This window comes from Nonomuraea sp. NPDC050691 (assembly GCF_040654455.1).
Lineage (GTDB): Bacteria > Actinomycetota > Actinomycetes > Streptosporangiales > Streptosporangiaceae > Nonomuraea.
The window spans coordinates 31242-45334 of record NZ_JBFAIA010000055.1; the positions used below are offsets into that span (position 1 = coordinate 31242).

Genomic DNA, 14093 nt, shown 5'->3' on the forward strand with positions numbered 1-14093 from the left:
TCACTCCTGGTCGAGGGCCCGGCGCAGGGCCGCGAGGAAGGCCCGCAGGTCGTCCGGTCCGGCCCCGTCGAGCACCCGCCGCATGACCGCGGCGCCGACCACCACGCCGTCGGCGTGCCGGCGGGCTTCGCGCGCCTGGTCAGGCGTGGAAATGCCAAATCCTAGCAAGACCGGCCGGTCGGTGCCGCGCCTGATCCGCGCGGTGAGCTCCGCCGCCGAGGCGGCGAGGGCGGCCCGCTCGCCGGTGGTGCCCATCAGCGACACCGCGTAGACGAAACCGCGGCTGCGGCGCGAGATCTCCTCCAGCCTCGGCTGCGGCGTCGCCGGCGACGCCAGCAGGGCCAGGTCGATCCCGGCGGCGGCGGCCACGTCCGTCAGCTCGTCCGCCTCGTGCACCGGCAGGTCGGGCACGATCAGGCCGTCGACGCCGGCCCGGCGCAGCGCGGCGCAGAACGCCTCGGGCCCGTCGTGCAGCACCAGGTTGTAGTAGGTGCTGGCGACCAGCGGCACGCCCACGTCTCCGGCCTCGGCCAGGTCGGCGAGGATCCGGCGGGTGCTCGCCCCCCGGGCCAGCGCCGTGTCGCTCGCCTGCTGGATGGTGACGCCGTCGAGCGTGGGGTCGGAGAACGGCAGGCCGACCTCGATCGCGTCCGCGCCGGCGTCGGCGAACGCCCGGAGGTAGTCCGTCCAGCCGGGCGTGATCCCCCCGGTGACGTACGGCATGAGCAGGCCGCGGCCGGTGTCCCGGCGGGCACGCAGGTGGCGTTCTACCGCGCCCGCGGCCAGGGTGGGGTTCGTCACAGCAGCTCCTTCAGGGTCGAGACGTCCTTGTCGCCCCGGCCGGACAACGTCATCAGCACCGTCGATCCCGAGGGCAGGTCGCCGCCGCCCGCCGCGCGGATCACCCAGGCGAGGGCGTGCGCCGATTCGAGCGCAGGGACGATGCCTTCGGTACGCGCCAGCCGTACCGCCGCGCCGACCGCCTCCTCGTCGGTCACCGTGACGTACCGGGCACGGCCCAGGTCGCGCAGGTGGGCGTGCTCCGGGCCGACCCCCGGGTAGTCGAGCCCGGCGGCGATGGAGTGCGGCTCGAGGATCTGCCCGTCGTCGTCCTGCAGGAACAGCGAGCGGCAGCCGTGCAGGACGCCGAGCGTGCCGCGGGCCGCCCCGGCGCCGCCCTCCGCCTCGACGCCGACCAGGCGCGCCGAGGTGTCGGCGAAGCCGGCGAACGTGCCGGCCGCGTTGGAGCCGCCGCCGACGCACGCGACCACGTGGTCCGGGACGCCGGTCCGCAGTTCGGCGGCGCACTGCCCGCGGGCCTCGTCGCCGATGACCCGCTGGAACTCCCTGACCATCCACGGGTACGGATCCGGCCCGACGACCGAGCCGATGCAGTAGTGGGAGTCGCCGGTCGCGCCCACCCAGTGCCGCATGGCCTCGCTGGTCGCGTCCTTGAGGGTACGGCTGCCCGAGGTCACCGGGACCACCTCGGCGCCCAGCATGCGCATCCGGAAGACGTTCAGCGCCTGCCGCTCGATGTCGCGCTCGCCCATGAACACCGTGGCCTCCAGGCCGAGCAGCGCGGCGGCGGTCGCGGTGGCCACCCCGTGCTGGCCCGCTCCCGTCTCGGCGATCAGCCTGCGCCGTCCCATCCGGGTGGCCAGCAGGGCCTGGCCCAGCACGTTGTTGATCTTGTGGGAGCCGGTGTGGGTGAGATCCTCGCGCTTGAGGTACAGCTGCACGCCCAGCTCCTGCGACAGCCGGCGGGCCGGCGTGAGCGGGGTCGGCCGCCCGACGTGCAAGGCGAGCAGCTCCGCGAGGGCGGCGCCGAAGCCCGGATCCGCTCGCGCCTCCCGGAACGCCTCATCCACCTCGCGGCATGCCTCCACCAGGGACTCCGGCGCGTACCGCCCGCCGTACTCGCCGAACCGGCCCCGCGCCCGGGGCTCGCCCATCGTCCCGGTCGCCAGGACCGGCTCACGCATGCGCATCTCACACACCTCGTTCTATAACTCTGCACAGAGTTCTATAACAGTGAGTGTGGCATGGACGACGTGGGACGCGCCACCCCCGGCCGGCCCTCGCTCCTTTGCGGTCGATCTCGCAGGAATGCCGGCGAGGCCCCCTACAGCTGGTAGCTCGGCCCTGAAGGGGCGAAGCAGGCGGCGAAGGTCGCGGTCAGGGCGTCCAGGGCCGAGGCGTAGGCGTGGTCCGGGGGGCGGCCGTAGCCGATGATGACGCCCTGGCGGGGGGAGGGCAGTTCGCCGCGCTCCGACAGGTAGCCGAGGGCGAGCCCATGGGCCTGCGCGGCGGTCCGGACGTCGGTCTCGGTGGGGCCGTCCGGGGGGAGGAGGGCCAGGGCGTGCAGGCCGGCGGCGATGCCGGTCAGCGCAATCGGGAAGCTCGCGAGGTGGTGGCGGAGCTGGTCCCGGCGGCGGAGGTACCGCTGGCGGGACGTGCGGATGTGGCGGTCGTAGCCGTGACGGACGATCAGGTCGGTCAAGGTCAGCTGGCCGAGGTGCTCGGTGTGGTGGTCGGTGTGCAGTCTGGCGTCGGCGACCGGGGCGATCAGGCGGGGCGGCAGGACCATCCAGCCGATCCGCAGCGCCGAGCCGAGTGTCTTGGACGTCGTTCCCAGGTAGGCCACGTGGTCGGGGTCGGCGCCCTGCAGCGCGCCGACGGGCTTGCGGTCGTAGCGGAACTCGGCGTCGTAGTCGTTCTCGACGATCAGGCCACCGGACGAGCGCGCCCAGTCCAGAAGGGCGCGCCGCCGGTCGGGGTGGAGCGTCCGGCCGGTCGGGTACTGGTGGGCCGGGGTGACCTCCACCGCGTCCGCGCCGAGGTCGCCGAGGAGATCGGTACGGGCGCCGAGATCGTCGACCGGTAGCGGGGTCACCCGTGCGCCGGTTCGGCGAACCGCCTCGCGGTGCAACGGGACACCCGGGTCCTCCACCGCGAACGTCCCGCCGATGACTGCGGCGAGCAGCGTCAATCCCTGCAGGTACCCGTTGGTGATCAAGATCGAGTCCGGGTGGGCCGACACGCCTCGGGCTCGTCCCAGGTATCCGGCCAGCGCCGCCCGAAGCTCCGGGCGGCCCCGTGGATCGCCGTAGCCGAAGGCGTCGGCCGGAGCCGATCCCAGGGCGCGCCGCGACGACTCGAGCCACGCCGCCACCGGGAAGGCCGACGCGTCCGCGCTCCCCGGACGCAGGTCGTGCCGCGGCTGCTCAACCGCGGCCGGCGCGGCCGCGGGCGCCGGCGCGACCTGCGGCGGCAGCGCCACCACGGTGCCCGAACCCTGCCGCGCGGCCAGGTACCCCTCGGCGATCAGCTGGTCGTAGGCCGCCCGTACCGTGCCCCGTGCCAGTCCCAGATCCTCCGCGAGCCGGCGGGTCGCCGGCAGCCGTGTTCCGGTCGCCAGACGCCCCGACCGCACCGCCTCCCGCAGCGCCCGCTCCAGTCCTGTCCGCCGCCCCTCGGTGACGTCCAGTTCCAGATGGAGATCCATCCCAAGATTGGGCCACTCATCCGCCATGAAATTGGATCTTACCGGCGGCCCAATCGCGTCCTTAGGGTCGTCCGGGTGACCACGGTTCGACCTCCGCGGGCCGTCTCCCGTAAGACCGTCCGGCTACTCGCGACGGCCTACGGGCTGACGATCGCGAACCTCTACTACTGCCAGCCCCTGTTGCCGGAGATGACCCGATCCCTCGGCCCGCACGCCGCCGACCACTTGATCGCCGTCGGCCAGCTCGGCTACGCCCTCGCCCTGATCCTCGTCGTCCCGCTCGGTGACATCGTCCCCCGGCGTCCGTTCTTGGCGGTCCTGCTCTGCCTCGACGCCGCGGCCCTGGCCGTGACCGCCGCCACGCCCAGCGCCGGCCTCCTCCTGGCAGCCGGGGCACTCGTCGGGCTCACCGCTGCCGCCGTCGTCAACACCCTCATCCCCTACGCCGCCGCCCTGGCGGCACCCGACGAACGCGGAAGCGCCATGGGCACGATGCTCACCGGTGGCCTCACCGGCGTTCTGCTGTCCCGTACGGTCGCGGGTCTGGTCTCGCAGGTCGCCGGTTGGAGGCCCCTGTTCGCGGGGGCGGCGGTCGTCACCCTGCTCGTGGCCGTCGTCCTCACCCGCGTCATGCCGCCGGCCCCGCCCGACCTGGCTCTCCCTTACCGGGCCCAGCTACGCGCCACCGTCCGGCTGGCCGCCACCCAGCGCCTGCTGCGACGGCGCTCCTTCATCGGGGCCTGCTCCTTCGCCGCCTTCGGCGTGTTCTGGTCGACGGCCGCCCTCCGCCTCTCCGAGCCTCCCTACGAGTACGGCCCTGCCCAGATCGGATCGCTGGCCCTGATCGGCGCCGCCGGAGCAGTCGCGGCCCGCCCCCTCGGCCGCACCGCCGACCGGGCGGACCGCGTTCGGCTCACCAGGGCGACACTGGCCCTCGGCGTCGCGTCATTCGCCGCCCTGTGGGCCGGCGGAAGCCATCTCGCCTGGCTCCTCATCGGGCTCCTGGCCATGGACACCGCCATCAGCGCCACCCACCTGCTGAACATGAGCGTCATCTACGGCATCGACGACGCCCGCGCCCGCCTCGCCTCGGTCTACATGACCGTCTACACCCTCGGCGGCGTCGCCGGCGCGGCCGCCGGACCCTCCGCGTACGCGGCCGGCGGCTGGACCGCGACCTGCCTTCTCGGCGCCGCGTTCCTCGCGATCGCCCTCGTCCTGACGTTCACCCGAACGGAGAGCCCATGAAACCCCGGCTGGTCATCTTCGACAACGACGGCGTCCTCGTCGACAGCGAACCCACCGCGCACCGCGTGCTGTCCGAATACCTGACGGAACTGGGCTTCCCCTTCACTCTGGAGGAGTCCTACCGATACTTCCTCGGCAACGCCGCCCGCACCGTCCACACGGTCGTCGCGGACCGCTACGGGGGCACGCTCGCCGCCGACTTCACCGCACGCTGCCACGAGCGGGTGTTCGCCGCCTTCGAGCAAGGACTGGACGCCGTCGAGGGTGCTTCCGCCGTCCTGACCGAACTGCGGCGCCGCGGCATCCCCTACTGCCTGGCGTCCTCCTCCGACCACGCCTGGATCGACCTCACCCTCGACCGGACGGGCCTGCGCCCCCTGCTGCCGCCCGACATGGTCTTCAGCGCCCAGGACGTCGGCGGCATCGGCAAACCCGCCCCCGACCTCTTCCTCCATGCCGCCGCCTCCTTCGGTGCCGACCCGCGCGACTGCCTGGTCGTGGAGGACAGCCCCCATGGCGTCCGCGCCGCGAGAGCAGCCGGCATGCCCGTCGTCGGCTACACCGCCCTGACCCCCGCGAGCAGGCTCACCGGAGCCACATCCCTCATCACCCGCCTGACCGGGATCCTCGACCACCTCGACCACGACCGTTGAGGCGCGGCCACAGACATGAGCGCGCTGCGACAAGCGCCCCTACGTCGTCCGCGGCGCCATCGCCGTGGCCTCGATCCGCCTCTGGCCCGACCCGTGATCAGCCCGCTTCCAGAGCGTCTGCCCGCTTGGCCAGATCTGCTGCGATGTGGTCCCAGTCCGGGCCGTGCAGCCGCAGATTCTCGGCAGCCTGCCGCATCAGCGCCGGCTCGTCCGGCCGCTGCAGGAGCACCAGCCGATAGGCCAGGTTCCGGACCCAGACCGGCAGGCGGCCGTCGACCACCTGGGGGCAGAGCTCACGCAACATGGCGAGGATCGAATCCGCGTCGGCGAAGGTCAACTCCTCGACGAAGTAGTGCTCCCGGTGTTCGAGGCCGCACTCCGGTGCCGGTCGGTACTCGTCCCCGTAGAGGCACCGGGCGTGCTCCGCCAGGCTGCTGTGCATGTGCTGGAGCCTACGACGCGATGGTCCGCGGACAGGACCCGAGTGGCGGAGCGCACTGACCACGGGCGCCGGTCAGCCGCGTGTGTCGAGCGGGACGTCCAGCGAGAGGTGCGAGGACAGGGCGCGGAGGAAGTCCGGGGCGTCGAAGGCCGCGCCCGCGGAGACGACGCCGGTGGTCCTGGTCCGTCCGGTGAGGACGCGGTCGACGGCCTCCACCGCCAGCGGCGCGCTGATGGCGTAGATGTCCTGGCCGGTGGCGACCGCGCGGCGTTCCATGCCGCCGGAGCGGACGAGGACGTCGACGACGAAGGTCTGCGCGGAGCGGCCGTGTTCGTCGACCGCGGTCGGTGCCGAGGCGTCGGGAGCGAACAGGTCCCCGGCCGCCTTGGCGGTCATGTAGGTGCGCACCTCCGGGACGGCCAGGTGGCTGGGGACGGTGACGACGTCGGCCATGGTGAACTCTCCGATGACGCTCTGGGGGCCGAGCGGAGCCGGGAAGGGCCACTCCAGGGTGGGCAGGGAGTCGTCGTGGTACTCCAGCCGTCCGCCGGTGTAGCGGACACGGCGGCCGCCCCGTCGCTGTCCCGAGACGACGCCCGAGGCGAGCGTCCCGGCCGTGGGGTGCCAGCTGCTCAGGCCGTAGGCGATGTGCGCCTCGTCCGCCGCCGTCCAGTCGCCCATCGCGGTGGTGACCAGCAGGTCGCCGAGGCCGCCGTAGAAGGCCATGGCCGGGACCACCACCGTGCCCGCGGCGCGGGCACGCTCCGCGAAGTGCGCGAACGTGTCGACGTTCGCCTCGATCTCGGCCGCCACGTCGACATACGGGATGCCGGCGCGCAGCGCCGCCTCGACCAGCGGGGCGGCGGTCGCCGCGAAGGGCCCGGCGCAGTTGATCACGGCGGCCGCGCCGTCCAGCGCGCGGTCGAGCGAGGCCGGATCGTCGACCGACGCCTGCCGCGTCTCGAGCCCCGGCTGGGACTGCGCCAGCACCAGCAGCTTGTCCTGGTCGCGACCGAGGAGCAGCGGGACGTATCCGCGCTCACGCAACTCCGCGACCACGAACCGCCCGGTGTGCCCGTAGGCGCCGAACACCGCCACGTTCCGACTCGATCCCATGCCTGCTCCCGCGTGCTCGAAGTGATTCACTGCGGCAATCCTGTCCTGCCGGCCCCTCGGGGCCCAGTGTCTGGAACGACGCGATGCGTACAATTCCCGACATGAGGTCTGTTTCGCGCTCCGTCGCGGTCGCCGCCACTGACGGGATGCTGCACTTCGAGCTGGCCCTGGCCTACGAGGTCTTCGGCTCCGCCCCGGACGCCCTGCCGGGCCCCTGGTACGACGTCAGGGTGTGCGGCACGCACCCCGTCCGGGTCGGCCGGTTCCTCCTGGAGCCGGACTGCGGGCTCGACTGGCTGGCGCACGCCGGCACCGTGATCGTCCCCGCCTTGGCGGACGTCGACGAGGACCCGCCGGCCGACCTGGTGGAAGCGGTGCGCATGGCCCACGAGTCGGGCGCGCGGGTGGTCTCCCTGTGCACGGGCGTGTTCGTGCTCGCCGCCGCCGGCCTGCTGGACGGGCTGCGCGCGACCACGCACTGGGCCCACACCGAGGAACTGGCCGCGCGTTACCCCCGGGTGCGGGTCGACCAGGACGTGCTCTACGTCGACAACGGCAGCGTGCTCACGTCCGCGGGCAAGGCCGCGGCGATGGACCTGTGCCTGCATCTGGTCCGCCGCGACCACGGCTCGGCGATCGCCAACGTGGTCGCCCGCCGCCTGGTCGTGCCGCCGCACCGGGCCGGCGGCCAGGCCCAGTTCGTCACCACACCGGTGCCCGCCCAGGACGGCCACCCCCTGGCCGAGCTGCTCCCCTGGGTGATGCGGCGGCTGGACCAGCCGCTCACCGTGGAGGACCTGGCCCGCCAGGCGAACATGAGCTCGCGCCACCTGGCCCGCCACTTCCGCTCGGTGACCGGCACCACCCCGCTGCAGTGGCTGCTGACGCAGCGGATCCGCCGCGCGCAGGAGCTGCTGGAGACCACGGACGACAGCGTCGACGCCATCGCCTCGGCCGCGGGCATGGGCACGGCGACGACACTGCGCCGCCACTTCCACCGTACGATCGGCGTGCCGCCGGACGCCTACCGCCGGACGTTCCGGGCGTGAGGCCGCGGCCGGCCGGGGACGGCCGCGGCGGTCGCGGAACAGCCAGCCGCCCAGGACACCGGCGAGGAAGCCGAACAGGTGAGCCTGCCAGCCGACGCCTTCCTGGGGGAGCAGCCCGGTGAACTGGTAGGCGAAGCACAGGGCCATGACCACGCCTACCACGATGTCGATCAGATGCCGGTCGAACGCGCCGCGCACCAGGACGTAGCCGAAGTAGCCGAAGACGACGCCGCTCGCGCCCACCCCGGTCGCGGCCGGGTCGGAGGTGAACCAGGCGCCGAGTCCGCTGACCAGGATGATGAGCCCCGTCACGCTGAGGAACCTGGTGACGCCCCGGTAGGCGGACAGGAATCCGAGCGACCATCACCCAGAACGCCTTGCGGGCCTCGGCGATCATGATCTCGGCCGTGCGCCCCTTGGCTTCCACCCGGTTCCTCCCTGGCTGTCCACGCCTTGCGAGCGGGACCAGTATCGGGGGGAAAGATCACGAATCCTGCATCAGCGGCGGATCACTCGTCGCGCCAGATCTCCTTGCCGGCGGCGTCGTAGCCGATGACCAGGTGGTCCAGTTCGAACCCGTTGGTGGGAACGGAGAACACCGCGACCCCCAAGCCCCACGGGTCCGGCTTGGCGACGGCCGACAGGCGCTTCCCGCCGGAGCCGACCATCTCGAGCCGGGCGGTGCCGCTCCTGGTGAGGCCGTACCAGCGCTTGCCGTAACCCATGGCCGCCAGCGGCTGCCGCTTGAGCAGCTCGGCGTAGTCGTCGTCGGTCCCCAGATCGCCCACCTCGGACGACCTGTCGTCGATCCACCACATCAGGCACCCCTTCCGGAAGGTGGCGCGCACTCCGTGGCCCAGTTCGACCGCGGGACCCTCAGGAGGCCGATTGCTGCACCTGGACAAGCCGCCACTGAGCGAATAGCCCCTGCCGCCCGTGCTGCGGAAGTCGAACTGCAGCCGGTCGCTCGCGGGGTGGCGCATGACCCAGATCTTGGCCGGCGCCCCCTTGAGCGTGTAGACCCTGCCCTCGGCTAGCCGCTTGTCGGTGCCCTCCTCGACGCCCCGGAGCGAGATGACGTCGCGGCCCGCGACCCCGATGGAGATCACCGGGTCACCCTTCAGGTCGAGCAGCCGGCCCCCGGCCGTCGGGTCCTTCGGCGGCAGGTAGAACGGCCGGCACTGGCTCGTCGTCGGTGTCTCGGTGCACAGGGTGTCCGCGAGCTTGCCGTCCGACAGCGTGACCTTGCCGAACCACAGCTTCAGATCGCCGTCGGTGACGACCTCGCCCTGCGGGCGGGCCGCCGGCGCGCGGTCCGTCCGGAACAGACCGCCGGCGAGCGTGACGACACCCGCGACGACCACGGTCGCCGCGGCGGGCATCGCCACCGCCCAGAACCGGCGCGCGCGCCGCGTCCTCGCCGCCTTCTCCCGCATCTTGTTCCACGCCTGCGGATCGGGCTCGTAGATCCCCGCCTTGGCGTCGAGAGCCTCGCGGAGGCGGTCGTCAAGCATCGTGGTCCTCCTTGAGTGCCTTGGACAGCGCGGCCATGCCGCGGCTGGCGTGAGTCTTGACCGACCCGGGGGAGACGCCCATGGCGTCGGCGATCTCCTGCTCGGACAGCTCCAGCCAGTAGCGCAGGACCAGAGCCTCGCGCTGGCGGCGCGGCAGCCGTTCCAGCGCCGCGAGCAGCTCGCGATGGCGTTCGGCCACCAGGACGTGATGCTCGCTGCTGGCCGCGTCAAGCGGAGGGTCGGTGCGGCGCAGCCGAGCCAGGCGCAGGTGGCGCAGGCGGTTGCGGGTCTGGTTGCAGATGATGGAACGCACGTAGGCGATGGCCGCGCGGTCGTCCCTGAGGAGGGACCGGCGCGCGTGCAACCGGGCGAACGCCTCCTGCGCGATGTCCTCGGGGTCGTCGGCGCCGAGCAGCCCGGCGAGCCGTACCATCCCGAGGTAGTGCGCGGAGAACAGCTCGGCCAGGCCGGCGCCCTCCCGGCGGTCTGTCATCAGGTCGTTCACGTCTCAGAGACACTCGTACGCCCGGTGGGTTGACACCGGGCGGGAACTTTTTTGTGATCCGTCGCGCCGGGCCCGGCCGTCGCGTGGAGCTCCGCTCCGGAGAACGGAGCTCCACCAGGCGAGCGAACGGGCCGGCGAGGTCAGGACGCGGGATACACCTCCAGCGCCCACAACGAGTAGCCGTAGCCGGTGGCGCGCTTGACGCCCTGCACGCGCAGGAACCGGGTCTGGTTCGGCTCGTCGACCCAGAGCGTGTCGACGCCGCCGTCCCCGCCGGAGACCGTGGCCAGCGGCTGCCACGCGGTGCCGTCGGCCGAGCCCTCGATCCGGTACGCGGAGCCGTACGCGGCCTCCCAGCGCAGCGTCACCTTGCCCACGTCGACCGGCTGGGCCAGCTCCACCGCCAGCCACTCGCCGTCGGTACGCCCGGACGACCAGCGGGTGGCCGGGTCGCCGTCCACCGCGTTGGCGGCGGCGAAGGCGGTGCCGCCCTCGACCGAGGACGCGGTCACCGGCCGTTTCAGGGCGACGTCGGCGTCACCGGCCGGCCGGTGCGCGCTGACCGTCACCTCCGCCGCGACCGGCTCCGCGTTGCCGGAGGTGAACGCGATCCGCAGGGCGCCCGGCCCGGCCGGCGTGAACGCGATCGGCAGCGTCAGCCCATGTCCCCGGGGCACGGTTATCTGGCGGTCCGCGGGCAGCCGCCAGCCCTCCGGCCCGGTGACGCTGAGCGTTCCGGTGACGTCGGCGGCCCGCTCGGAGACGAACGTGGCGCTGACCGTCGTCTCGACGCCCTTGGTGGCGTCCAGGGCCGCGGGGTCCACGATCAGGGTGGCCACGGGTCCCTCACCGTAGACCGGGACGATCTCGGCGATCCGCGGCGGCCGTCCGCCGGCCGTCCAGGCGAGCCGCACGGCGTCGGCCCGCACGTCCTCAGGATCGAGCTCCGTGTAGGGCCCGGAGAGCCGCCCGATCGTCCGCCACCGGCCGTCGGCGCGTACCTGCACCTCGGCCGAGCCGGTGCCGACGATCAGAAGCCGCTCGACGAGCCGCGGCGCGGACAGGGTGGCGACCAGCGCGTCGCCCCGGGCCGGCGCCGTGCCGGCCGTGTACGCGGTGCCCAGGTCGCCGTCGGCGGCCAGGTCGAGCCCGGTGCCCGCCGGGGTGCCGGTGACGGTGATCCTGGTGACCGAGTCGTCGCTCACCTGGACCGTGAACTCCCTGACCACGAGCCAGGTGCTGTTGGCGGCGGTGGCGCGGTAGCGCACGTAGCGGGCCACGGTGCCGGACGGCGCCGTCACCTTGATCTCCGCGGTCGTGCCCGTGGCCAGCCGGGTCCAGGTGACGCCGTCGCGGGAGACCTCCAGCGCGCCCGCGCGGATGTAGTCGTTCGGGCTGCCCGGCTTGCCCATGAGCAGCGTGACGTCCCCGATCGCGCGGGGGGCGCCGAGGTCGACGGTGACGTGGTCGCCGGAGCCCGGCGAGCTGTTGCTCCAGTAGAACGTGCCGGGGTCGCCGTCGACCATCCGGTCGGGGGTGTTGGCCTGGTAGGTGCCGAGGCTGGTGGTGGCCCGCGGCTTGGTGGCGGTGACGCCGACCCAGCGGTCCAGCTCGGCGAGGGCGTCGGTGATGAACCTGTCGAGGACGCCGTCGCCGACGCGCGGGGCCTGGGTGTCGTGCGGGACGCGGGTGTCGCGGATGGCGTTCGCGGCGGCGACGAGCTCGCGCGCCTGGTCGGCGGCCCGTACGGCCCGCCCGCCGTCGTCGTCCCGTACCGCTCGCAGGACGTCGAGAGCCTTCACCATGGCCTTCGTCCACAGGTCGGCCGCCCGCAGCCAGGACGCGGCCTCGGCGACGAACGCCCGGTCGGGCAGCTCGTGGTTGATCCGTTCGACCGCGGCGCGCAGGCGTTCGGCGTGAGCGCGCAGTGTGGTCGGACGTCCCTCGCGCCACGCGGGCCAGAACGCGGCGATCTCGGCGGTGAGCAGGGGCGACTGCTTGCGGTGCAGGCGGCCGTCGAAGGTGTTCAGGTCGGCGAAGTCGCGCAGGGCGCGGATCAGGGCCGCATCGCCGTCGGCCAGCTCGGTCAGCGCCCGCAGCCAGGACTCCTCGGCGTTGAACGTGGTGTCGTGCCAGCCGAAGTCGGCGAAGGAGTACAGCGCGATCCGGCTGACGGAGGCCTGGTTCATCGGGTTGGAGATGATGCCGGCGAGGTGTTCCGACAGGCCGGGTTCCCGCCCGTCGTAGGGAGCCAGCAGCAGCCGCCCCCCGGCGTAGTCGTTGACCGGGTAGTTGTCCCAGACCAGGATCTGGTGCCCGAAGACCTTCCTGGCCTGGGCCGCCTGCGCCTTGGTGATCTTTTCGGGCACGACGGCGGTGCCGGTCCAGTGCACGATGACGTCCTGGCTCATGAGCTCGCGCAGGGCCTTCTTGTAGGCCGTCTCGGTGGCGTTGTAGTACTCGGTCGGCACCATCTGCACGGGCGCGACGTCGCCCTTGCCGGCCGCCCACGCCTGCGCGGCGTTGACCAGGTCACTCTGCGCCCTGCCTGCCGCCGCCCCGCCCGGCGCGCCGTACTTCTCGCGGTCGCCGTCGCAGTTCCACCGCCCGGAGTCGATGTCGTCCAGGGCGAGGGTGAACGAACGCCCGCCGAGCGCGTACAGCGCGTCGAACTTGGCCAGCAGCGCCGCCACGTCGCTCTGCGCGCTGTAGCAGACGGACAGTCCCGGCGAGACGGCGAAGGTGAAGTCGACGTGACCGGCTCGTGCGCGCCTGATGAGCTCGCCGAGCTGGGCGAGCTTCTCCGGCGGGTACGGCTCGCGCCACCGGTCGCGGTGGTAGGGGTCGTCCTTGGGCGCGTACTCGTAGGTGTTCATCTTGTGCGCGGCCAGGTAGTCGAGGTGCGCCAGGCGCTCCTCGTGGGTCCACGGTGTGCCGTAGAAGCCTTCGACGGAGCCCCGGTAGCGCATGCCGGGCCAGTCGCGTACCTCGATGCCGGGCACCCGGTCTTTGCCGTGGTGTTCGCGGACGAGCTGCTGGAAGGTCAGCGCCGCGTAATAGGTGCCGTCGGCGTCGACGCCGTCGAGCACGACGTGCTTGCGGCCGCCGGGCTCGCGGCCGGCGGCCAGCACGTACCCTTCGGCGGGCAGCTTGGCGGCGTCCTCGACGCCCAGGCGGCCGAGCACGGCGGCGCCGTCGCCCAGCCAGATGGTGACGGGGGTGCGAGGATCCGTCTCGTCCGTCACGCGTACCTGCTTGACGCCGGCCCTGGCCAGGGTGCGGCGGACGACCGCTTCCGCCGAGGCGTCGCTCTGTCCGGTACGGACCAGTCCGACCACGGGGGTCAGGGTGAAGCCGTCGTCGCGGCCCTTCACCTGCTGGGCGGGTGGGCTGATCGGGGCGGTGTCCGCCTGTGCTGATGGGCCGGTCAGGATGAGGAGAGGCAGCGAGAGCGTCGTCGCGATCGCGCCGGTTAACAGGCGGCTGAGGGCCAAGGAGTCCTCCTGGGCGGAACCGGTACCGAGATCCGGGACCCGGCTAAAAGTGGTGCGAATCGCCCACATTCGATCAGTTGCCCGTCCTGCTGGTCAATACCAGTGGCCCGCGTCGTGCTCGCCTGGTCCAGACCAGTGCGCCCCGGGCGGCGAGCCTGCCCGCCGCGGGTGCGTGTTTAGCGCCGTGACACGGGGCACAGGCAGACACCGTCGGGAGGAGATGAGATGCAACCTGTGGAGAAAGCCGCGTCGCTGGGGATGGGCATGCTCAGCGGCGCCTTGGCGGCAGCGCTGTTCAAGCGGGTGTGGAAGCTGGCCTCCGGCCAGGACGACGCGCCGGACGCCGGCGACCTGGCCCGGACCTGGAGCGAGGTCCTCGTCGCCGCGGCGGTGCAAGGGGCCATCTTCGGCCTGGTCAAGGCGGCCGTGCACCGCGCGGGCGCGCAGACCTTCCGGCACAGGACGGTCACCGGCAAGACGAAGCGCTGACCCGGCGGCCCGTGACACGGCGGGCCGGCCGATGCCGAGCCGTTCGACCAGGTCGGCCATCGACGTCGAGTCATA

Annotated in this window: 12 protein-coding genes and 1 pseudogene; 4 read left to right on the forward strand and 9 right to left on the reverse strand. The window is 72.8% G+C overall.

Features of this window, described 5'->3' with window-relative positions:
* The 3 genes from trpA to AB0H81_RS21105 all read right to left on the reverse strand — a co-directional run bounded on the left by trpA (nt 1) and on the right by AB0H81_RS21105 (nt 3508).
* A complete protein-coding gene (trpA, locus tag AB0H81_RS21095) occupies nt 1-801 on the reverse strand; it encodes a tryptophan synthase subunit alpha (protein WP_358376932.1) in 801 nt (266 codons plus the stop codon).
* Nucleotides 798-1991, reverse strand: coding sequence for a tryptophan synthase subunit beta (gene trpB, locus AB0H81_RS21100; RefSeq protein WP_358376935.1), 1194 nt, complete (start codon nt 1989-1991; stop codon nt 798-800). Before trpB ends, trpA begins: the two co-directional genes overlap by 4 nt.
* A 134-nt stretch (nt 1992-2125) precedes the next feature.
* Nucleotides 2126-3508, reverse strand: a complete 1383-nt coding sequence (locus tag AB0H81_RS21105) for a PLP-dependent aminotransferase family protein (protein WP_358376938.1) — start codon at nt 3506-3508, stop codon at nt 2126-2128.
* Nucleotides 3509-3583: 75 nt separating this feature from the next.
* Between AB0H81_RS21105 and AB0H81_RS21110 the strand changes: the two genes are divergently transcribed.
* Nucleotides 3584-4756 (forward strand): MFS transporter, encoded by a 1173-nt coding sequence (locus tag AB0H81_RS21110; protein WP_358376941.1) that lies wholly within the window; start codon nt 3584-3586, stop codon nt 4754-4756.
* Nucleotides 4753-5409 (forward strand): HAD family phosphatase, encoded by a 657-nt coding sequence (locus AB0H81_RS21115; RefSeq protein WP_358376944.1) that lies wholly within the window; start codon nt 4753-4755, stop codon nt 5407-5409. The genes AB0H81_RS21110 and AB0H81_RS21115 overlap by 4 nt, the downstream gene beginning before the upstream one ends.
* Nucleotides 5410-5506: 97 nt before the next feature.
* On the opposite strand, the gene AB0H81_RS21120 is transcribed toward AB0H81_RS21115, so the two are convergent.
* Together AB0H81_RS21120 and AB0H81_RS21125 are read right to left on the reverse strand one after the other, a co-directional pair.
* The gene (locus AB0H81_RS21120) at nt 5507-5851 is read right to left on the reverse strand and encodes a hypothetical protein (protein ID WP_358376947.1); all 345 of its coding nucleotides are present in this window, start codon (nt 5849-5851) and stop codon (nt 5507-5509) included.
* 72 nt (nt 5852-5923) lie between these two features.
* A complete protein-coding gene (locus AB0H81_RS21125) occupies nt 5924-6967 on the reverse strand; it encodes a saccharopine dehydrogenase NADP-binding domain-containing protein (protein WP_358376950.1) in 1044 nt (347 codons plus the stop codon).
* A 101-nt stretch (nt 6968-7068) separates the two neighbouring features.
* Between AB0H81_RS21125 and AB0H81_RS21130 the strand changes: the two genes are divergently transcribed.
* A complete protein-coding gene (locus AB0H81_RS21130) occupies nt 7069-8016 on the forward strand; it encodes a helix-turn-helix domain-containing protein (RefSeq protein WP_358376953.1) in 948 nt (315 codons plus the stop codon).
* Nucleotides 8017-8055: 39 nt separating this feature from the next.
* On the opposite strand, the pseudogene AB0H81_RS21135 reads toward AB0H81_RS21130, so the two are convergent.
* The 4 genes and pseudogenes from AB0H81_RS21135 to AB0H81_RS21150 all read right to left on the reverse strand — a co-directional run.
* Nucleotides 8056-8364: pseudogene (locus AB0H81_RS21135) on the reverse strand (rhomboid family intramembrane serine protease); the annotation flags it as partial.
* Between the two features lie 161 nt (nt 8365-8525).
* Nucleotides 8526-9530, reverse strand: coding sequence for a hypothetical protein (locus tag AB0H81_RS21140; RefSeq protein WP_358376956.1), 1005 nt, complete (start codon nt 9528-9530; stop codon nt 8526-8528).
* Nucleotides 9523-10023 carry a sigma-70 family RNA polymerase sigma factor gene (locus AB0H81_RS21145; RefSeq protein WP_358376959.1) on the reverse strand — a complete coding sequence of 167 codons (501 nt, stop codon included), beginning with the start codon at nt 10021-10023 and terminating at the stop codon, nt 9523-9525. The genes AB0H81_RS21140 and AB0H81_RS21145 overlap by 8 nt, the downstream gene beginning before the upstream one ends.
* Before the next feature lie 152 nt (nt 10024-10175).
* A complete protein-coding gene (locus tag AB0H81_RS21150) occupies nt 10176-13529 on the reverse strand; it encodes a beta-N-acetylglucosaminidase domain-containing protein (protein ID WP_358376961.1) in 3354 nt (1117 codons plus the stop codon).
* 225 nt (nt 13530-13754) lie between these two features.
* On the opposite strand from AB0H81_RS21150, the gene AB0H81_RS21155 reads away from it, so the two are divergent.
* The gene (locus AB0H81_RS21155) at nt 13755-14018 is read left to right on the forward strand and encodes a DUF4235 domain-containing protein (RefSeq protein WP_358376964.1); all 264 of its coding nucleotides are present in this window, start codon (nt 13755-13757) and stop codon (nt 14016-14018) included.
* The last annotated feature ends 75 nt before the right edge of the window (nt 14019-14093 follow it).

What these genes read in the sequence shown, in the direction of transcription:
- trpB (WP_358376935.1), bottom strand. Translation starts at nt 1,991, where the DNA reads ATGCGCATGCGTGAGCCGGTCCTGGCGACCGGGACGATGGGCGAGCCC.
- AB0H81_RS21105 (WP_358376938.1), bottom strand. Translation starts at nt 3,508, where the DNA reads ATGGATCTCCATCTGGAACTGGACGTCACCGAGGGGCGGCGGACAGGA.
- AB0H81_RS21115 (WP_358376944.1), top strand. Translation starts at nt 4,753, where the DNA reads ATGAAACCCCGGCTGGTCATCTTCGACAACGACGGCGTCCTCGTCGAC.
- AB0H81_RS21120 (WP_358376947.1), bottom strand. Translation starts at nt 5,851, where the DNA reads ATGCACAGCAGCCTGGCGGAGCACGCCCGGTGCCTCTACGGGGACGAG.
- AB0H81_RS21125 (WP_358376950.1), bottom strand. Translation starts at nt 6,967, where the DNA reads ATGGGATCGAGTCGGAACGTGGCGGTGTTCGGCGCCTACGGGCACACC.
- AB0H81_RS21130 (WP_358376953.1), top strand. Translation starts at nt 7,069, where the DNA reads ATGAGGTCTGTTTCGCGCTCCGTCGCGGTCGCCGCCACTGACGGGATG.
- AB0H81_RS21140 (WP_358376956.1), bottom strand. Translation starts at nt 9,530, where the DNA reads ATGCTTGACGACCGCCTCCGCGAGGCTCTCGACGCCAAGGCGGGGATC.
- AB0H81_RS21145 (WP_358376959.1), bottom strand. Translation starts at nt 10,023, where the DNA reads ATGACAGACCGCCGGGAGGGCGCCGGCCTGGCCGAGCTGTTCTCCGCG.
- AB0H81_RS21155 (WP_358376964.1), top strand. Translation starts at nt 13,755, where the DNA reads ATGCAACCTGTGGAGAAAGCCGCGTCGCTGGGGATGGGCATGCTCAGC.